Source organism: Streptomyces sp. NPDC002671 (genome assembly GCF_053592475.1).
In genome coordinates this window covers 21,656-41,261 of the sequence record NZ_JBSFVU010000042.1, presented here as the reverse complement: position 1 = coordinate 41,261, position 19,606 = coordinate 21,656, and the positions used below count along the sequence as shown (strand labels likewise).

Below are 19,606 nucleotides of genomic sequence, written 5' to 3'. Positions count from 1 at the left end.
GATCCGCGAGCACACCCCAGCCGAACACGGTCAGTCACCGGACTCCGACGCCGAGGGCGACACACAGCCCGGTTATCCATTGCGTTGGAGGCGTGAGCTCCCCGCTGCTGGCGAACATCGCCCTGTCCGCGCTCGACGAGCACCTGTATGGGCCATGGGAGCCAGGAGGTGCGTTCTCCTCGCCTCGGCGGCGCAGCACATTGCGCCGCAAGGGGCTGCCGACCTGGCGCATCGTCCGCTACGCGGACGACTTCGTCGTCTTGGTCCATGGCACCGAGGAACACGTCCACCAAGTACGCGAAGAGATCGCTCAGGTGCTGCGTCCTATGGGACTTCGGCTCTCCGAAGCCAAGACCTGGGTCGTCCACATGAGCGAGGGATTCGACTTCCTGGGGTTCCGCATCCAGTGGCGCCGCAAGCGAGGCACGAGCACATGGCACGTCTACACCTTCATCTCTGACCGGGCAATCCGGCAAGTGAAGGCGAAGATCAGCGCCCTGACCCGCAAGACGTCCCCTCTGGACCTGGACGCCCTGCTGGCCCAGCTGAACATGGCCAGAGGTGGATGGGCCTTCTACTTCCAACATGCCATCGCGAAACGCGTGTTCAGTAAACTGGACACCTTCACTTGGTGGAGGGTGGCCAGACTGCTGCGCGAACGGCATCGCTGGAGCTGGAAGGAACTCCGCCGACGGCACACCACCCCCAACGGGCGGTGGCTGCCGTTCTCGGCAAACGGAGTCGAGCTGCGGAACATCGAGAGCATCCCGGTGACCCGGTACCTCTACCGCGGCAACAAGATTCCCAACCCCTGGGTTACAGAGCCCTGTTGACGGCAGTATCCGTGGAGAGCCCGGTACTCGGAGACGGGTACGCCGGGTTCGGCGAGCGGCACGGGGAAACGGACCGGTGGCAACACCGGCACCGCGCCCCGTGCCGACTCAACGAAGTGAAGACCCGCCGCTGGGCCTTCATCTCCGACAACCGCGCCGACTTCGGCGTCAAGCGGATCTGCCGGGTGCTCGGGGCGTCCCGCGCCGGCTTCTACCGGCACCTGGCCACGGAGCAGGCCCGCGCCGAGCGCCGGGCCAAGGAGAAGCGGACCGTGAGCGAGATCCGCGCCATCCACACCGAGCACCATGGCGCGTACGGCGCCCCGCGGGTCCATGCTGAGCTGCGGGCGAGAGGGCACAGGATCAACCGCAAGCGCGTGACCCGGCTGATGCGGATCAACCACATCGTCGGCCGGCACCTGCGGAAGAAGAAACGGACGACGATCGCGGACAGGACCGCGCCGCCCGCGCCGGACCTGGTGATGCGCGACTTCACCGCGGACGCCCTGAATACCAGGTGGTGCGGCGACATCACTTACATAGCCGTCGGCTCGACGTGGCTCTATCTCGCCACGGTGATCGACATCTGCTCCAGGAAGGTGGTGGGCTGGTCGATCGCCGACCACATGCGCACCTCGCTGGTCACCGACGCGATCGAGATGGCCGTGGCCGCCCGCGGCGGCCGGGTTCACGGCGTCGTCTTCCACACCGACAGGGGCGCCCAGGGCCTCAAGCGCGAGTTGCTCCACGGACGCCGCTGGACCTCGAAAGCACAGACCCGGCTCGAGCTGTTCCGCTGGCTTTCCTACTACAACCGCCGCCGTCGCCACTCCGCGCTCGGCTACCTCACACCAGCCGAGTACGAACAGCAACTGACCACGACACGTACGCTGTCACTCGTCGCATGAAACCCGGTGTCCACTCCCCGGGATCAACCTCACCGCCCTCGTCCTCCTCCAGCTCGAACACGGCCGCACTGCCTGAACGAAGATCACAAACCCTCACGAGACGTTACCGAGAAGGGTTCAATGGCGGCACCTTCCGCGTACCGACCGATCGCGACGTCCAGCCACATACGACTGGATACATGCCGATTGCTTGTGCATCACGACCCGGCGAGCTCTGACGTCCGAGCCTCCGACGCTCGCTCCTCCGCCAGCCCCCGGCGGTCACATATGTTCAGTCCGCTCCGTTTCGCTTGAGGATGCTACGAACGGTATTCCGCGAGTGCCCGGTGAGCTGCGCAATTTCCGCTTCGCTCAACCCTGCTTTCTTCGCTCCGGTTACTAGGGGATCCCGTGAGGCGCGCATACGCCCGTATTCAGCGAGCCGCTCACGCAATTCATCTTCTGAGGGGCCCTGGTCCTGCGGCCGGTGCGTACCGAGGCCACCAGTTTCGTAGATGCCGATGAGGTGCGAGCGTCTCATGCTGTCGGTGTGCATGCGGGCACGCTAACCCGCACCGGGCTGCGAATGTGCAGTTCTGCGCACCCGTGTTCAGGCTTGCACACGGTCATTACTCCGTTCGAGTGGCCGTCGGCCCACAGTGGGCTCAGGCGCTTGAGCGAGGCGAGTGTTTCTGCCAGATCTGAGACTGCCGCTGCGCTCTCAGCCCGGCTTCCTGTGCAGTTCTGCAAAGCACTCCCGGGGTTGTCCGGCCGTCAGCGGAGGTCCGCCCGTCCCATCTCTCATCGAAATGAGTCCCGTGTTCTCACCTCGCCTTGTCGTGGCCATTGATGTCGGCACGCACGCCATCGGCTCATCCTGGTGTGTCATTTCCGACTCCAACGCCGACCCGGCCAGCAGGAAAATCCATTTCTGTAATCAGTGGGAGTCCCAACCGGCACCGACCGCGAAGAATCTGTCCGCTCTCCTGCTGGACACCGATGGAAATCTGATCGCCTGGGGGTACGAAGCCCGTCGCCTATGGCTGACCCGTGGAGCCGAACTCCGCAAGAAGGGCGCTCGCTACCACCAAGGGTTCAAAATGGATCTCGGCACGCATCCGGTGCCGGGCCGGGAGGAAGCGGCCCTGGCCGAGAGCAGCCCGGCCGAGGGGGAGAGCGCACAGACAGCGGCGCGTACCACTGCCCTGGGCGTCGACGAGGTGACGCCGGACCTGCTGTCGACGTTGCTGCGCCAGGTGGTGACAACCACACTCAGGCAGATCACCGCCAGCGGCTACGACGAGGACGATCTGCGCTGGTGCCTGACCGTCCCTGCCTGCTGGAGCGACTACCAGAAGGCGGTGATGCGGGACGTCGCCAAGAACGCCGGCCTTCCCGGCGAGGACGGCCGAGTGCTGCTGTCCCTGGAGCCGGAATCGGCGGCGCACTATGCCCGCGTCAGCGGCGTGCGCGTCATCGGCGAGGACGACGAGACGGCCGAGGACCTGATGGCGCCCGGGGCCCGCTTCATGGTGGTGGACTGCGGCGGCGGCACCGTCGACATCACCGCCTACGAGAACGACGCGGACGGGAAGATGGTCGAGATCGGCCGCTCGATCGGAGACCGGTTCGGCTCCGACTTCCTCAACCGGGCCTTCGAGAATAGCCACTTGGCCGAGTGCCTCGGCGACACGGACATCCTGGACGAGATCAGGGACAGCTGCCCCGAGGCACTGCTCAATCTCATCGACCAGTGGGAACGCGCCAAGCTGCACGTCACCCTCGACCAGGAGGACAGCATCAACCTGCTGATCCCCTCCGCCATCGACCGCCGCATCGGCGCGGCCGTACGCAAGCGCCTGGCCCGGCGCCAGAACAGGGTCAACGACGCCATCGTGCTGACCCCAGCACACATCCACGCCCTGTTCGACACCGTCGTCCCCGGCACCCTGGACCTGATCGAAACCCAGCTGCAGCAGATGGCCGCCACGCGCGGCGAGAACACCAGACCCGACGTCATCCTCCTCGTCGGCGGCTTCAGCGGTTCCCCCTACCTTCAGCAGGCCGTCAAGGAACGCTTCGGCGACCGGGCCCTGGTGATGGTTCCCCCCAACCCCGATATCGCCGTGCTGTTCGGCGCCACGCACTTCTGCTACGACCCCCAGACCCGCGCCCGCCGCAGCCGGTTCACCTACGGCACCGAGGTAAACAAGCCGTTCGAGGAGGGCATCGACCCCGAGGACAAGCGGTACGTGACCTCCTACGGCTTGGTCACCTGCCGTGAGCGGTTCTCCGTGTTCGCCCGTGCCGGGGAATCCATCCCCACCGATGCCGAGGTGATGCACGGCTACATCCCCCTGGAGGACGACGTCGACGCCATGGAGCTCGACATCTTCGCCACCAACGACGCCGACCCTCGCTACGTCACCGACCCGGGCTGCGACCTCATCGGCACGGTACGGGTGGATCTCACTTCCGTCATGCGGTTCCCGCGCCGGGAACGGTCGGTACGGGTCTTCATGAAGTTCGGCGAGACCGAGATCAAGGTCCGGGCCGAACTCGTCCACGGCGGGCAGAGCGTGGCCACCGAGGTCCGCTTCCACTCCAACTACTGACCAGCAGAGGATCCATGGACATCGTTGGCATCTTCAGCCACGACACACAGGCGCGAAGCCGCCCCGTGCCCCCCTCCGCCCGATCTGCCGCCTACGACGACGCCTTGCCTGAGGACCCGCTGGAGCAGGCCCTCAGGCGGATCGGCCAGCTGGAGCAGACCGTCAAAGCAGGAGAACAGCAGCACACCCAGATGCGTCGGTCCATCGAGCGCTTGGAACGCCAGGTGGGAGTCCTCCTCGCCGCCCGGCTGGAAGGACGAGACGACATGGCCGCCGCCCCTCACGGCGACCACCAGATCCTCGCCCGCCGCTTCCGCACCCTAATCGAACAGAACTTCCTCACCTTCGCCCGCCGCTACGCCAGCCGGTGCGACCGCGTCCTAGACCGGCCCGCCACAGAACAGACCGCCCGGCTGATCAGCCTGCTCAGCCGACAACTCTTCACCGAGGCCCAGGCCCTCCCCACGAGCCGGGACACCATCCGCTTTCTGCGTCTGTCGGAACACGACGGGCACATCGAGGCCGCCATCACCGCTCTGCGCGGACACTGCGCCGATCTCGTCACCCGCATCCGCCACGCCGGCCTGGACCATGCCTGGGACTTCACCGCCTCCAGCGGCACCCCTGCCGACCCCACACGCCAAGACGTCTGGGCCACCTGCGACGCCCGCGCCCCCATCAGCTTCGTCATGTCCCCCGCCTACCTCGTCAACGGCCGCATGTACTGTCCGCAACTCGTCTTCACCACGCGGTAGACGGCCGCTTCGACGACACTCCCTCGCTGTGTTCGTCAGCACAGCGAGGGCGGCAGAAGCTCCAGCACTGGCTGGATCAGACTTGGACGAGTGCACTACCCGACAGGGGGCGCTGATCAAGGAGGCCGTGCAGGCGCCGGCTGTCGGCTCCCGCTGCGTGATCACCGGGGGTGCTTGGCTATCGTCCTACGCCGAGGTGCGCATCAGAACAAGGTGGGCTGGTTCGGCGACGTGTCCTCGTCAGAGCCAACCTGAGTGTAGGATCCGCGACTTCGTGAGCACTGGTTCCTGCGGAAACGCCGGAATCCGGGCTTGATGCGCACTGTTCGCGTGAGTTGCATGTGCGCACTCTTCTCCAAGAGGCCTGTGCTGCGCTCACGGAGTGTTGTCGCCGAGGAGGGCGGGGAAGTGTTCGGCTTCGGCGAGTACTTCCCCGCCCGACTTCGGTGAGAGTCATCGGCTGCGAAGGCCGTCGAGGCGGGGTCCCGTACACGCAGACCGGGCTGCCCGCGTGCCGGACACCGCTCCACCGGCAGGCCGCGGTGCACTGGCAAGTGAACGACCACAGCTGCCGCCCGGGCAGCTTCCACCGGCCTGAACATGAGGGTCGGACACCCCCGTCTGTCTTATGCAACGACAGGAGGCAGGCGAAGGAGTGGGTAGTCCACACCGTTGCTTGGACAGCCACTGGGCTTCGTCCCGCTGTCCTTGTGTTGGGCGCAACGTGCGTGCGGCACGATGGTCTGCAGGGCGATCGACTACTGGCTGGAGACCGATTCGACGGGAACGCCGCTTGGGCGCCGGGGAACTGATCGCCCTCTGCCCGGTCCGGGGCGGTGATCGGCGCGCTGAATGCTGTTCAGTGGACGGCCGCAGGGTCAGCGGTTCTTGCCCGGGGCGAGGTGTGGCGCCGCGGGACGGCTGTCGGCGCCCTTGTCGTGCGCGCGTTCGCTCATCTCCTCCCAGAAGCTCCGCAGAGCTTCCCGGTCGACGTCGTGCCGCCATGGTGCCAGGCCGTCGTGTCTGACCAGGCGCGCGCCGATGAGACGCATCTGGCTGCGGCAGAACACCTCGCTGAACTCCATCCGGGTGCCCTGCTGACTCCTCGGCGGGTACGGGCAGAGGTCGAAGTTGCAGCCGCAGTTGGTCTTGGACGTGCCGGTCTCCCCGGCGCCCGTCTGGCTGGGGTTCAGCGGAGTGCGGTCGTGGGTGAGGCACGGCGGCAGGTACGGCTCCTGGGTCCGGTCGATGCGGTGGAGGTGGTGCAGGCGGTCGTCCGGACTGCCGCCCTGCTCCGCAAGGTTGAGCAGCAGGAGGACGTCGGCGACGAGCCGCTGGGCCTGCGGCACCAGGGCGCTCCAGCCGATCGAGTAGGGGATCCACAGGTTGTGCTTGCGTGGCTCGTCCTGGGTGGCCTTCTGGGACCCGATCTGGCCGACCACGATGCTCTCGTCTGTCCAGAGGTATTGCTCGGGCTTGCGCTCGCGCAGAGCTTTGGCTGCGAGGTCGGCAGCCGCGAGCAGGAAGGGATGCTTCTCCTGGCTCCCGTCCGGCAGGAGAAGCCATTCCCTGATCTCAGTTCTTGGATCCGCGTCGGGACCTCCGGATGGGAGCCGCTGGGTGATGTCGTCGGGCAGCGCCCATAGGGTCCGGGCCTGCAGCAGCGTGAGACGGGTGTACCAGAACCGGCTCCTGCGCAACATCTCCAGGGCGTCTTCCGCGAGATCCGTCTGCGATCCCCGGGCGCACGGGTGCTGATGCCTCCGATTCGCAGCGAACTTGAACCCCTGGGCGAGGGCGACCTCGGTGGACAGGGCCAGCCGGGCGATGCCGTTCGGGCGATCCTCGCCGATCCCGGCCAGCCACCGCTTCAAACAGCCCATGGGGGTGTCGTTGCCCTGGCCGCTGGTCGCGGAGCCGGCGAGAAGCGGCAGCAGCAAGGCGCAGAGGGTCTTGCGACGCCACGCCTTCTCCGCGTCGGCGGGCTGACGCACATCGCCGCCCGTCCGGCGTGCCCAGGCCCGCGGCAGCGGCTGCGGCTCCGCAAGGTCCGCCCTCAGCGCGTTGAACGCGGCGTCACCGCCGGCGCCGATCTCCAGGGCGACGGCGAGCCTGATCCGGTACGAGGACTCTGCGACGGCGATGGCGAACAGGCACTGGTAGACGCGCCCTGCCTGGCCTGCGGCGGCCCTGCTGTCTACTCTGGCCCCGTCGCCGCTGCCGCGATTGCGCTGATCCTCCTTCCTGACCCGGTCACGGACCGCCGCGCCCAGCGTCTTCACCAGCGCCATCTTGGCTTCCTTGAGCGACTCCGGATCACGGTCGCGCAGCGTCCCCCATCGCTCACTAAGATTCGCCGCGATATCGTCCAACACGGACTTCTCCTCGGCGGCGTCCACCTCGATCGCCGCCGTGTAGAGCTCGAGAGCCCGGGCCTGGCCCTGCGGGACCCTGAGAATCCGGGCCTCCGCGTCCTTGAAGCTCAGGCTGCCCTCGCTGGTGGACGACGGCGGATTCATCGCCCGGTCGGCGGCTTCGCGGAGCAGCGTTCGGGACGCCTCGGCCGGGCACCAGGCCGTGCGGGGGGCGGCGGTGTGAACGCACCGTCCCGCCGGGGCACGGGAGTACAGCACCAATGCGGAGAGCAACTCCCGTCCGGGCGCCTCCAGCGCAGCCGGGAAGTAGCTCGTGTCCCCAGCCGTGCGGGCCCTGCTGTCCTGCCCCGCCAGGTGTTCCACCCCGAAGAAGGCCGCTGAGTCCCGGCTGATCCTCTTCATTGCCGCGATGGCGAGCTGGGGGTGCGGAGCCTGTGCCGAGGGCTGCGGCATCACTCCGGGGTACAGGATGGTGTGCATGAACCGGGCGCCGAGGTACGCCTGCATCAGACTGTGCTGGAAACGTACCCGGTCTCCGTACGCCTCGACGATGCCCAGCTTCTTGCCCCAGGTGGCCGCGATGTAGGCATCGCAATAGGTATGGTTCGGGACCTTTTCGATACGCTTCTTCAACTCGCGGACGATCCTCGGATACGGCGACGAACCGGTGTCGTCCGCGGTCTGCCGCTCGGGGGGAGGCTCGGCTTGTTGTCCGGTCCGCTCCTGGACGATCAGCTGGCGCACCGCCCATTCGAACTCCTCGTCCGTCTCGCTGCCGTCTCCGGGGCGGCCGAGCAGGTCGGAGAAGGCGACCTCCGCCGAATCGTTCCTCAGCCCGACGAGCGCCAGGGCCGACAGGTAGTCGAGCGCCGCTCGCCGCTCCTCTGGGCCGAGCGCGACCTCGGAGTACAGGTTGCCCTTGATCAGGTATTCGGCCCAGGTGTCGAACAAGTGGAGGCGCAGGCCTGCGCGGTCGAGCCTGATGTCCTCGAAGAATTCCTCTGCCTCCTGACCCGTCGGGTGCTCCAGCAGTTCGGCGCCGTGGAGTTGACGCGCTATCTGGAGGTACAGCGGCGCTTCGGAGAAGTCGGCCGTCTGCACGATCCAGTCGACCGTGCGCCGATTCGCGCTCCACCCTCCTCCGCTGGACACATACAGGAGTGATGCCTCCTCGCTCAACGGTTCCAGCTCGCTGACGGTTGCCTCCATGCTGCGCAGCGGGTCGTGCGGGCGTGAGGCGATGACCAGCGGCAGATCCTGGTCGTTGGCATCCCGGATGGCCCGCCGGATCGTGTTGTCGCGCTCGGCCGCTCGCTCCTCGTTCAGCAGGGCCTCCTCCAGGCCGTCTGCGAGGACGACCACCCTGCGCTGCCGGAGCAGCCACCGCCAGACCCTCTCGGCTTCGGCCTTGGACGTCATGCGCTTGCTGACCTCGGCGACGAACCGGTCGAAAGCCAGCCCGCAGAAGTCCAGCTTGTCGGTGGCCTCCCTGAGATGGACGGGTACGGGGATGACCTTCATCTCCGCCAGACGCCGCGTCAGCAGGACCAACATCGCCGTCTTCCCGGCACCCATCCGTCCGACGATGACGTGCGTACGAGAACTACCGTCCGCGTCCAGACCCTCGATCAGGGCATCGCACAGTTCGTCCCGGCCGACCACGTCGTCACTGATGCTGCCGGCGGACACCACGAGCCTGCGGGGCCGGTCCTCAGCCTCCTTTCGGTAGGGTCTGCAGATGCTCCAGTAGTAGCGCCACAGGAGGAAGACGCCTGCGGCGAAGGCGAGCGATGCGGGCCACATGACGATGCTCCGGAACGTCGCACCAGCCCCACCGCCGGCGTCGAACCAGCGTCGCACCGTGGGACTGAAGTAGCCGACGATCGAAAGCGCGAATATAATCACGTAGACGATCGAGCCGGTCCAGACGAGCGTTATCAGGCGACGTGAGCGCGGATTACCCTTCCACTTCCGGCGCGCACCGACACCCGGACGCTGTCTGCGGAAAGGCCTTCCGAAGCGCGATTGCCGGAAGACCACGAACAGTCGTTGAATCGAACGCATGGCCATAGCCAGTTCCATCTCACGATCCGTCGCGAGGAAACGAGCGGTCGGAGCCCTCCTCGCGAGCATCCCAACAGACTGCGGCTCCCCGCCGACGGTCCGGCACCATCAACGCCCCTCTCCACCAAGTCTCGCCCTCGTCCATGACGGACGCATCTCAGGCCCGGCCCAAGCAGCCACGCGCCGCAGGTTCGACTACTGGCAGCCCTTGCCACACCGCAACGGGGCAGGTTACTGGGAGACGAACCCCTGCGCGTCTTGCCCCCTACCTGGCCCCAAACAGTTATGGTCCGGAGTCGTTGCGCACTGAAGCCCGGGTGAGTCGGCGGCGGGAGTTTCACCCGCCGCCGCTCTCAGAACCGTGCGTAAACCTCTCGGCTTACACGGCTCCCATCGTCCAGTCATTCACGGTCACGGCGTGACGAACTTCCAGTGGGCGAAGAGTCCGGGGAACCGCCTGGCGTGCCGGCCCAGAGCCTCCCGCGCCCTTGCTCGTTTCCGCTTAAACCGCTTGTACTTGCGCACGAGCCACCGCACCAGATAGTCGTTGATGCGGTTGAGGCTGGGGTACAACGCGGACGGATGGAACCGTCCGAAGTAGTTGATCCAGCCCCGCACGACCGGGTTGATCTCCCGGGCGAGCTGCTCCAGGGTCGTCTCACTGCGCAAGTGCAGCCGCCAGCGGCGGATCTGCGCCCGGATCTGCTTGGCGGCCTCGTCGCTGACGGCCGGGTTGAAGCCGAAGAAGAAGTCTCCGCGCTTCGTCCGGAGTTTCCGCACGCGAAACCCGTACCCCAGGAACGTGAACGAGGTGTGCTCGGCCGAGCCACGCCTGTTCCTGTCCCGGCAGTACACGATGCGGGTCTTCTGGGGATGCAGTTGCAGCCCCCCGCAGTCGGCCAGCCGCCCGGCGATGGCCTCACGCATCTGATGCGCCTGGGCCTCGTTGCGGCAGTGGACCACCACGTCATCGCAGTAGCGCTCGAACTGGACGCCGGGGTGGTCCCGGGCCATCCAGGCATCGAACGCGTAGTGCATGAAGAGGTTGGACAACACGGGTGAGACCGCCGAGCCCTGGGGGCTGCCGCGGTGCCGGGCCTGCAGGCTGCCATCCGGCCGCTGGAGCGGGGCCTTGAGCCACCGCTCCACATACAGCAGGACCCACCGCTGGTCGGTGTGGTGCGCGACCGCCTTGAGGACGAGATCATGATCGAGGTTGTCGAAGAAGCCCCGGATGTCCAGATCGATCACCCAGTCCGTCTTCCAGCACCTCTCCCGGCACGCCGCGACCGCATCCAGTGCACTACGGCGGGGCCGGTAGCCGTAGGAGTCCGGGTGGAACACAGGCTCCACCAGCGGCTCCAGCACCATGGCCACCACCGTCTGCGCGATTCTGTCCGCGACCGTGGGCACGCCAAGGATCCTGACCCCGCGTCCTCCCGGCTTGTCGATCTCCACCATCCGCACTGGCGGCGGGAAGTAGCAGCCCGACGACATGCGATTCCACAGCTTGTAGAGGTTGCCCCGCAGGTCAGCCTCGAACTGCTCGATCGACTCGCCGTCGACGCCCGCCGCACCCTTGTTGGCCTTGACCCTCAAGTACGCCTCGAACACCAAGTGTTTCGAGATCTCGAACGACTTTGGTCCACTCGTCCGGCTCATCCCGGGCACTCCGGTTGACCGCCAAACAGACCCGGACGACCCGTCCCCTTCGCTCCACCCGCATTACCGAGCTTCACCACTACTACGAGACGGTCCGCCCCCGTGCCCCGCATCGGTACTCGGCCCCTCGCGGTCTTGTCCGCTTGGGACACTCCCTCTCGCCACCACCCCAACCGGGCGGCGGCAGTATCGGGGCGACAGGTTCCCACGTTCCATGCAGGAGCCCGGACCAGGCTCGCGCCGCCTCCATGCCGGACGCCGTCCGGGCAGTCGGCAGGCTCCCCCCGGACTTGTCCCGGAGCCCAAATCATGCCCCGGTTTCGACGCCATTGAAGAAAGTTACGACACGTCATCAGCGGTTCGCTCGCGCTCGCCTTCCTGACCCACACCTGACGCGATCACTGCCACGCCTTTTGCCGCAGCGCTCACCACGACCGGCACTTAACCGACGCAGCCTGCGGTGGTTTGGAGCCTCCCCCTGCAGGGCGACTCCGGAGGACCTACCTCCATCTCCTGCACAGCACCGCTTCCAGAAGCAGTTACATCAACGCCTCCTTCAGCGTTCGTGGCACACGATTTGCGCATTCACTGCGCATCGGTCGTCGACGCGCATCGAGTCGCGGACCCTACACTGAGCGGGAACGCGGCCGGTGCGCTCGTTCTGCAGATCCCAGAGTTCGCGGAACAAGCCGTCCCGCTGGGTCAGCCGTTCCTCCGGGGTGCCGTGCTGGATGACCCGCCCCTTGGCCAAAACGACGATGCGGTCGGCGATGGTCACGTTGGTGAGCCTGTGGGTGACCAGAACGACGGCGCGGTCGGCGGCAAGGCTGCACAGTCCGGTGAAGATGCGGTGCTCGGCCCTCGGGTCGAGAGCGGCGGTCGGTTCGTCCAGGACGAGCAGTCCGGCCGGCCGGTCGAAGACTCGGGCGAGCGCGATCCTCTGCCACTGTCCGCCGGACAGTTCCTGCCCGCCCAACCGCTCCTTGGCCAGCAGGGTGTTCAGTCCACTGCGCAACCCGTCGATGACCTCGTCGGCGCGCGCGGCCTGCGCCGCGGCGAGCACGGCAGCGTCTCCCTCCTCGGTGGCCTGGCCGAGGGTGATTTTCTCCCGCGCCGACAGAGGCCAGTTCGCGTAGGACTGCGGCACGACGGCGACACGCGCCCACGTGGCGTGCGCGTCCAGGTGCCTGGTGTCGGTGCCGGCCCAGGAGACGGCTCCTTGGTCAGGTAGGTACAGGGCCGAGAGGATCTTGCTGAGGGTGGTCTTGCCGGAACCGTTCTCACCCACCAGCGCGACGACTTCGTCGCGCCGGACCTCCAAGGAGACGTCGTCGAGGGCGGGGCGGTCGGCGCTCGGGTACCGGAAGGTGATGTTCTCAGCGCGTACGACGGTGGGGGCGGCCGGCGCCTGGGAGCCTCGATCGATCCGATGTCCGCCGGCTTCGTCATGAAGTCCGCCCAGTCGTCCAAGTACATTCCCGTGCGGAAGAGTTGGGCCCCGTAGCCGACGATCCCGTCCAGTCCCGCGCTGACGCGGCCCAGTGCGAGGAACGCGGTACCGAGGGCGGCCACCGAGATCTGCTCGACGGACACCAGCAGCGCCAGGGCCACCCACACCACCGCGTGGGCGAGACCTCCCGCGGCCCCGCCGACCAGGGAGATCCTGGCGGAGCGCCAGGTGGCCTGGTCGGTGGTCCTGTCGATCCGCGCGCCGGCCCCTGCTCGGCCGCTCACGCCGAGCGTCTGTCCGCACCTCGGCCGCATGTTGATCGTGCCGAGGGTGACGGTCGGCTTGGAGGCGATCGTGTCGGTGCTCTCGCCGTCCACGACCTTCTGGGCGATCCGAATCAGTCCAGGCTTCAGCGGAAGCGTCGCGGGTGGGCGGGTCGGGCGGGCACTCACGGGAACCAGAGATCCTTTCGCAAGGAGTAGGTCACGCGCGCGCCAGCCACCGCTGCCGCTCGGCATCAGTGACCAGGCAATGGTGATGGTCGATCTCCAACTGGGCGAGGTGGACGTAGTGGGCCACCACGTCGGCGCCGAAGGCGTCCTCCGCGAGGGCGCTGTTCTGGAATGCGTGGAGCGCCTGTTGAAGGGTGGGCGGCACCGCTGTGCCATCCGCGTCGTGGGCGTTGCCGGTTTCGGCCGCGCCGAGGGCGAGTTGCTGCTCGATGCCGTGGTCGATGGCCGCCAGGACCGCCGACAGGGCCAGGTACGGGTTGGCGTCCGCCCCCGGGACACGGATCTCCAGGTGCAGGCTGTCGCCGTGTCCGACGACACGGACCGCGCAGGTGCGGTTGTCGTAGCCCCACGTCATGGTGGTGGGCGCGCACGAGCCGGGCAGGAACCGCTTGTAGGAGTTGACGTTCGGCGCGTACAACGGGGCCAACTCCGGCAGGGCGTCGACGAGTCCGGCGATGGCCTGGCGCGCGATGGACGACAGCCAGCCGTCACCAGGCTCTTTGAGCTGGCTGATGCCGCCCCGCCACAGCGACACGTGCAGGTGGAGGCCGCTCTGTACGCCGGTCTCCGGAGCCGCCATGAACGTGGGTGCCAGCCCCGCCCGTGCGCCCAGGGCTCGGACCGCATGCTTAAAGAGCAGATGCCCGTCGCAGGCGGCAAGCGCCCCGCCGTACGGGAAGGTGACCTCCACCTGCCCCGGGGCACCCTCGGTCTTGATCGCCTCCATGGGAAGGCCTGCCCCGGCGAGCGCACGCTGTAGGCGGCGGAAGAACCGGTGGGCCGCCGGCGGGTGATCAAGCGCGTAGTCCAGGTTCTCCGTCGTCAGTGGAGTCAGCCCCTGGTACCCGGACCCGGCAACCTCCGCGTACGTGCCCTGGTAGAGCACGAACTCGGTCTCCAGCCCCGCCTTGACGTGCAGGCCGTGCCTGGCCAGCCGTGTCAGCTGTCCCCGGAGGATCTGCCGGGGTGCGACCGCGATCGGTGTGCCGTCGTGGTGCACCGCGTCGCCCAGCACGATGGCGGTGCCCTCCATCCAGGGCAACGTCCGCAGCGTCGACAGCGCCGGGCTGACGACCAGGTCCTGGTGGCCGGTCTCCCACGAGGCCAGCGCAAAGCCGGGCACCGGGTTCATGTCGACGTCCGTGGCAAGCAAGTACGCGCAGAACTCGGCTTCGTCATGGGCGACGTTCCTGATGAAGTGCCGAGCGTCGTACCACTTCCCCTTCAGCCTCCCCTGCAGGTCGGGGAGAGTCAGCAGCACCGTCCGTATCCGGCTTGCCTTGACCAGGTTCCGCAGATCAGTCATAGAGAGCTGACCTTCCGAACGGCCGTGCGGCGAGGAGGCGCGCCTGGTGGCGAGGCGGGCGACGGACCCGTTGTCGGAGGAGGGCTCGGTCATCAGACGACCTCGTCCTCGTACGCGCTCGCCGACCGGTCGAAGCTCTGGGCAGGCACCTCGTACGACCGCTTCCCCTTGAACCGCCACGAGATCCAGGCCAGGGCCAGAACGGACACCAGCGCGATCGGCGCGTAGTTGAAGGAGTCGACGCTCACCAAGGCGTCGCCCTCGGGGCGGGTCTGCGGCAAACAAAAGAGTACGGTCACGAACCCCACCCAGACGACAGCGGCCGTGCCGACCGTCACACCCCACCGGCCGAGATTCCACGGGCCGGGCCGGAACAGGTGCCGGTTCTTGATTCGGAGGTAGATCGGTATCGCGTAGGCCGGCGTGATGCCGATGACGTTGATGCTCGTGATCGCCGTGTACGCGGTCGCGCTGTACAGGCTCGGGAGAGCCAGCACGAAGGGCACGGCGACCGCGAGCCACACAGCGGGGACGGGAGTCTGAGTACGGCGGCTCAGGCGACGCCATGTGTTGGAGAAGGGCAGCGCGCCGTCCCGGGAGAACGCGAACACCATACGGCTGGCGGAGGCCAGGCCAGCGTTCGCGCAGAACAACTGCGCCACGATGATCACCAGCAGCAGGGCCTTGGCGGCCGTCGTCCCGAGCGCGTCGAGGAAGATCTGGGCAGGCGGAACCCCGGTCGCGCTGCCCATGGTCCCGGCGTAGTCCTGGATCGCGAACAACAACCCGGCGAGCAGCACGAAGCCGACGACCCACGACCAGAAGATCGAGCGGACGATGCCCCGGGCGGCACTGACCTGCGCGTGCTCGGTCTCCTCGGAGAGGTGGGCGGAGGCGTCGTAGCCGCTGAAAGTGTACTGGGCCAGCAGGAGCCCCAACAGCCCCACGTAGAGGGGGTTACTCCAGCCCGTGTGGTTGGTGAACTCGCCGAACACGAAGCTCGCCGACTGGTGACGGGAGGGTACGAACGTGAGCGCTCCGACGATGACCGCAACACCGCCGAGGTGCCACCACACGCTGATCGAGTTCAGGATGCTGACCAGGCGTACACCGAACAGGTTGAGCGTGGCAAGCAGCAGCAGGATGACCGCGAAGATCACCAGGGTCCGTTCCGGGGTGGGGATAAAGCCCCATTGGAGGTTGAGCCAGGCGCCGGTGAACAGGGCGGTCCCGTAGCAGCCGCCGGCCATCCCTCCCATCAGACCGAGAAGGTTGAGCCAGCCGGTGCCGTAGCCCCAGCGGGGACCGCCGAGCTTGCTGGCCATGAAGTACAGGGCGCCGGAGACCGGGTAGGCGGAGGTGACCTCGGCGAGCGCGGCACCGACGACCAGCACCATCAGACCCACCAGGGCCCAGCCCCACAGCATGACGGCCGGACCACCCGTGACGAGCCCGAAGCCGAAGAGGGTCATGCACCCGGACAGGACGCTGATGATGGAGAAGCTGAGCGCGAAGTTCCCGAAGGGCCCCATGCGTCGGGTCAGCACGGGCTCGTAACCGAGTTCTCTCAGGTACGCGTCATCGGACTTCTGCCGCTGGGCACGGCGGTTCGGAGCTGATCGGGACACTGGAAAACCTCCAAAGGCATCGAAAGGCGAGCGGATACGCAGGTGCATGCCAACCGGCATGGGTGAGCACCGACGGGTGATCACGGGTGCGGCCCGGCGCGAGGCCTGTGTTTCCGGGCGAAGGAGAGGGACTCGGCGCGCGCACGAAGCAGCAGTGCCTCACCGGGGTCTGCCGCTGCCGCGCCGTCGTGCACCGAGGCCCAGGGCTCACGTGCCGCGTACGGGCCCATCGCCTCGAAGACCTCGGCCGCTTCAAGGTATTGATGACCCGCCCACAACGCGTAGACGAGATGGTTCAGATCGGCCACCGAGCACAGTTCAGGAGGCGCCTTCCGAAACCAGTCGTGGAAGGCGTTCAGTGTGTAGCCGAGCGCGGGCTCCTCCGCCCACTGCCGCCGCCACAGCGGATCCACCCGGGCCCGGCGCTGCTCGACCTGCGCGTACGCCGGCAGAAGCAGCAGTGGCGAGCCGACAGGCCTCTGCCCCGCCACCGACCAGCCGAAGTCGACGACCGCCGCCAGGGAGGAACCCCGCGGACCGTCGAGGGAAAGCAGGAACTGCAGTACGCGATGGTAGGCCTCACGGTTGTACGGATCACACTGGTTGACCTCGTAGAGGAGCCCCCAGGGACCGCTCGGCAGCATCGGCTCGGCGGACCTCATCCGGTGCTCCTGCCGCAGCTGCCGTGTGTCGACCTGGGCGAGGGCCACCAGGCACACCCACGGCACGGGATCGCGCGGCGCACGACGAGCAGCCAGCAGTGCCGCATGCCGCGCCCGCGCCTCGAACTCCAGGGTCCGCGGGTGCTGTTGACGGTGAGCGCGCAGCGCCCTCTCGACTGCGACACGAACAGCCATCAGCTGCGCGTCGTAACTGTCGGGCTCCTCGGAGAGCCAGACGTCGACCACGTCCGACCGGGCGGCTGCCACGGCCAGCAACTGAGTGCGTGACGTTCGCAATGCCCAGTGCGTGCCCGTCTTCCACAGCAGCTCCCGCGCCCGCTTCCAGCGCCCCGCCTGCAGATCGACCAAGGCGACGCGTAAGTCGTCGTCATGGCCAGCCGGATGGTAGACGAGACGCATCAGAGTCCCTCGGCGCGCACAGGAAGCAGTCGGCGATCGGAATCGGGGGCGTTCGTCCAATGCGCGCCGACTGTGCCGGGGGACGTGCTCTCCGAGATGGACGGGAATGTCATCGGGGGCCTCAGGCATGTTGGGGGGGAAGGGGCCGCGAAGTGGTCGGGGCGGACCGCCGGCCTTGCAGGGAAAACGGACTCGGAAGCCGCGTCGGGCTACCTAGAAGCGAATCTGTCCGATCATGTCGGCGACACCGGTCATGAACCGGTTGATGCTCGGGGCGACGGAAGTGCTCGCCAGGAAGAACCCGAAGAGCACGCAGACGATCGCGGGACCGGGTTTCACGGTTTTACTCCGGATCAGAAGGACCACGACGACGCCGAGCACCAACACGAAGGAGACGCTCAGAGCCATCAGGAGACCGCTTCCTCTGCAGGCCCTCGCCGCTCGCGGCGAGCCTGGCTCAGCGCACGGCGCAGAGCATCGGGCCGCGTCAGCGATCGCGGGCCCCGGGGAAAGACGTGCCAGTGCATCCCCGGGGGCGTCGTGCTCTCCGCGGGCGGCACGACGACGTGGCACTTCTGCCCCAGTGCAACAGTCCCCGGCTCCTCCCAGCGGGCTGCGCTACCCACGGGAACCAGGAAGTACAGCCGGGGCTCCGGACCCCCGTGGTCCAGGATCACCGGACCGACCGGTTCGTCTCCCTTGTCGAGGATCTCGATCGCGCGTCGGCCCACGGTCTCCACGGCACGTACGGCATCCCACCACTCCCCCGCCGAGCACAGTTCGGGCTCCTCGCCGATGGGCATCCAGCGCGGCGGGATCGCGCGAGCTGCGGGATTGTCGTCGGACATGAAAAAGGCCTCCTCACCACTGCGTGTGAGGAGACCATTCCATTCAGCAAGCTGCCCTGCGCGGACAGTCTGTCCGTGGGCTCCGTTCGCCAAAGCCCTTGACGCAGGGTCAGGTTGTGCTAATGCCCGACCAACTGCCAAACGCTGACAGCTCGTTGGAAGGGTGCGCGTCCATCCTGAGCAGCGCCGCGGTTGTCTCGCGAACGGACGGGTGGAACCGCGTGTGGTTGGGCGCGACCTTCCGTGCGCGCTTGAGATCCGCGAAGGAACCGTCCCGGTCACCCCTGGCGAGCTTCGCAGAGGCCACGTCGATGAAGTGGTGGCTCGACCGCTCGCCGACGGTCGTACTGGGCGGCGCCCACTCGCCGCCGGAGACCGGAGACCATTCGCCAAGGCGGGCGAGAGCCTGCTCGGTGTCGCCCATGTCGATCATCGCGTGCACCTCATGGATGCGGATGTTCGTCGGCCCGAACGACATCTCGTACGCCAGGGAGTCACGGTTGCCTGCCATGCCCGCGACCTGCTCCGCCTCCCGCAGGTACGCATCAGCACGATCGGAGTTGTTCTCGCGGGCTTCGAGAACGGCCAGCTTCAGCAGCAGCGCGCCGTCGACGGCGAGCGCGTCCTCCGTGAAGGAGCGTTCCGGCTGGAACCGCTCCAGCTCGGTCCGCAACCCGAGGAGCTTGCGGCGCGCCGGCGAGTACGCGCCCTGCCGCAACATCGCTCCTGCGACGAGATAGCCGGCCGTGAACTGCATGAGCGGGTCGCCGGAGCGGTCGGCCGCCCAACGGACGCGCTCCAGGGCCGTGTTCGACAGGTCGTGGTGGCCCATCTTGTGGGCCAGGGAGTTCACGGCGCGGTAGGCGCGCGCCAGGTGCCAGAACGCCTTTCCCCGGTCGCCGTTGTCGCCGCCGAGGGCCACATGCGTCAGCTCGGTGATGATCGGCGGTAGCAGCGGGCCCATGGGGGCGTACCGGGCGTCGCGGCGCAGGGCAGCCACCTGGTCGACTTCGGAGGCGAGCACGGGAAGGGCCCGCGGCGCGATCTCCAGGTCGTCAGGGCTGTCGTAGCAGAGCAGGAGGCGACGCAGCTCGGGGATGACAGCGTGGACGCCGTCCTCGGCCTCGGGCTCACCGTAGTACGGCTGGCCGGTCAGGACCTCGGGACCGAAGCGCAGCGCCTTGGCGAGCGCCAGCACCAAAGAGGGTGAAGCCTTGCGCGCGCCCGACTCCAACTTCTGCACGTAGCTCGGAGAGACGGCGACCTTCTGTGCCAGTTGGGCGGCAGACAGTTTCCGTGTCCTACGAGCGATACGGAGACGGTCTCCCAGCGTCAGGTTTTCACTCATCGGTGGACCTGTCCCTTCGCGATGAAGCACTTTCATCAGAGTACGGATAATGTCCAAGCCTGCGCCCTTGGTCGCCAACTGTTAACAGAGTCGATGGCCTCGCGCCCACGACGTGGATCTGCGGGCCGAGCCCGACACAACTTGCTGTTCCCTCCTAAGCCTCCGACCGCATGGTCGAAGCAGGGCATGTCGTGACGAAGTGGGCGCTGGGTGAGTAGGGCTGTCGTCCTCCAGTCAAGAG

13 protein-coding genes and 1 pseudogene are annotated in these 19,606 nt (G+C 67.4%); 4 read left to right on the top strand and 10 right to left on the bottom strand.

Going from position 1 to position 19,606, the window contains the following annotated elements:
• Positions 1–92 precede the first annotated feature (92 nt).
• Entirely contained in the window at positions 93–833 is a 741-nt protein-coding gene (locus tag ACWD35_RS38585) for a group II intron maturase-specific domain-containing protein (RefSeq protein WP_451356031.1), read from the top strand.
• Between the two features lie 113 nt (positions 834–946).
• Positions 947–1,741: pseudogene (locus ACWD35_RS38580) on the top strand (IS3 family transposase); the annotation flags it as partial.
• A gap of 271 nt (positions 1,742–2,012) precedes the next feature.
• On the opposite strand, the gene ACWD35_RS38575 reads toward ACWD35_RS38580, so the two are convergent.
• Positions 2,013–2,276 (bottom strand): hypothetical protein, encoded by a 264-nt coding sequence (locus ACWD35_RS38575; protein WP_451356030.1) that lies wholly within the window; start codon positions 2,274–2,276, stop codon positions 2,013–2,015.
• A gap of 544 nt (positions 2,277–2,820) precedes the next feature.
• Between ACWD35_RS38575 and ACWD35_RS38570 the strand changes: the two genes are divergently transcribed.
• Entirely contained in the window at positions 2,821–4,335 is a 1,515-nt protein-coding gene (locus ACWD35_RS38570; RefSeq protein ID WP_451356029.1) for an Hsp70 family protein, read from the top strand.
• 104 nt (positions 4,336–4,439) lie between these two features.
• A complete protein-coding gene (locus ACWD35_RS38565) occupies positions 4,440–5,090 on the top strand; it encodes a hypothetical protein (protein WP_451356028.1) in 651 nt (216 codons plus the stop codon).
• Between the two features lie 878 nt (positions 5,091–5,968).
• Here the strand turns inward: ACWD35_RS38565 and ACWD35_RS38560 are convergent.
• The 9 genes from ACWD35_RS38560 to ACWD35_RS38520 form a co-directional block, all read right to left on the bottom strand.
• Entirely contained in the window at positions 5,969–9,547 is a 3,579-nt protein-coding gene (locus tag ACWD35_RS38560) for a hypothetical protein (protein WP_451356027.1), read from the bottom strand.
• 393 nt (positions 9,548–9,940) lie between these two features.
• Positions 9,941–11,191 carry a group II intron reverse transcriptase/maturase gene (gene ltrA / locus ACWD35_RS38555; RefSeq protein WP_451356026.1) on the bottom strand — a complete coding sequence of 417 codons (1,251 nt, stop codon included), beginning with the start codon at positions 11,189–11,191 and terminating at the stop codon, positions 9,941–9,943.
• Positions 11,192–11,747: 556 nt separating this feature from the next.
• On the bottom strand, positions 11,748–12,512 hold the full coding sequence (locus tag ACWD35_RS38550) for an ATP-binding cassette domain-containing protein (RefSeq protein WP_451356025.1): 765 nt from the start codon (positions 12,510–12,512) through the stop codon (positions 11,748–11,750).
• Positions 12,513–13,124: 612 nt separating this feature from the next.
• Positions 13,125–14,459 carry a glutamine synthetase family protein gene (locus ACWD35_RS38545; RefSeq protein ID WP_451356024.1) on the bottom strand — a complete coding sequence of 445 codons (1,335 nt, stop codon included), beginning with the start codon at positions 14,457–14,459 and terminating at the stop codon, positions 13,125–13,127.
• A 92-nt stretch (positions 14,460–14,551) separates the two neighbouring features.
• Positions 14,552–15,991 (bottom strand): amino acid permease, encoded by a 1,440-nt coding sequence (locus ACWD35_RS38540; protein ID WP_451356034.1) that lies wholly within the window; start codon positions 15,989–15,991, stop codon positions 14,552–14,554.
• A gap of 176 nt (positions 15,992–16,167) precedes the next feature.
• Positions 16,168–17,169: a hypothetical protein gene (locus tag ACWD35_RS38535; RefSeq protein ID WP_451356023.1), complete on the bottom strand. Its 1,002-nt coding sequence runs from the start codon at positions 17,167–17,169 to the stop codon at positions 16,168–16,170.
• 213 nt (positions 17,170–17,382) lie between these two features.
• Complete coding sequence (locus ACWD35_RS38530; protein ID WP_451356022.1) at positions 17,383–17,577, bottom strand: hypothetical protein; 195 nt, start codon at positions 17,575–17,577, stop codon at positions 17,383–17,385.
• Positions 17,577–18,017: a hypothetical protein gene (locus tag ACWD35_RS38525; RefSeq protein ID WP_451356021.1), complete on the bottom strand. Its 441-nt coding sequence runs from the start codon at positions 18,015–18,017 to the stop codon at positions 17,577–17,579. The genes ACWD35_RS38530 and ACWD35_RS38525 overlap by 1 nt, the downstream gene beginning before the upstream one ends.
• A 109-nt stretch (positions 18,018–18,126) precedes the next feature.
• On the bottom strand, positions 18,127–19,365 hold the full coding sequence (locus tag ACWD35_RS38520) for a helix-turn-helix domain-containing protein (protein ID WP_451356020.1): 1,239 nt from the start codon (positions 19,363–19,365) through the stop codon (positions 18,127–18,129).
• Positions 19,366–19,606: the final 241 nt, after the last annotated feature.

Coding starts and splice junctions, on each gene's coding strand:
- ACWD35_RS38575 (WP_451356030.1), bottom strand. CDS start 2,276: ATGCACACCGACAGCATGAGACGCTCGCACCTCATCGGCATCTACGAA.
- ACWD35_RS38570 (WP_451356029.1), top strand. CDS start 2,821: ATGGATCTCGGCACGCATCCGGTGCCGGGCCGGGAGGAAGCGGCCCTG.
- ACWD35_RS38560 (WP_451356027.1), bottom strand. CDS start 9,547: ATGGAACTGGCTATGGCCATGCGTTCGATTCAACGACTGTTCGTGGTC.
- ltrA (WP_451356026.1), bottom strand. CDS start 11,191: ATGAGCCGGACGAGTGGACCAAAGTCGTTCGAGATCTCGAAACACTTG.
- ACWD35_RS38545 (WP_451356024.1), bottom strand. CDS start 14,459: ATGACTGATCTGCGGAACCTGGTCAAGGCAAGCCGGATACGGACGGTG.
- ACWD35_RS38540 (WP_451356034.1), bottom strand. CDS start 15,991: ATGGGGCCCTTCGGGAACTTCGCGCTCAGCTTCTCCATCATCAGCGTC.
- ACWD35_RS38535 (WP_451356023.1), bottom strand. CDS start 17,169: ATGCGTCTCGTCTACCATCCGGCTGGCCATGACGACGACTTACGCGTC.
- ACWD35_RS38530 (WP_451356022.1), bottom strand. CDS start 17,577: ATGGCTCTGAGCGTCTCCTTCGTGTTGGTGCTCGGCGTCGTCGTGGTC.
- ACWD35_RS38525 (WP_451356021.1), bottom strand. CDS start 18,017: ATGTCCGACGACAATCCCGCAGCTCGCGCGATCCCGCCGCGCTGGATG.
- ACWD35_RS38520 (WP_451356020.1), bottom strand. CDS start 19,365: ATGAGTGAAAACCTGACGCTGGGAGACCGTCTCCGTATCGCTCGTAGG.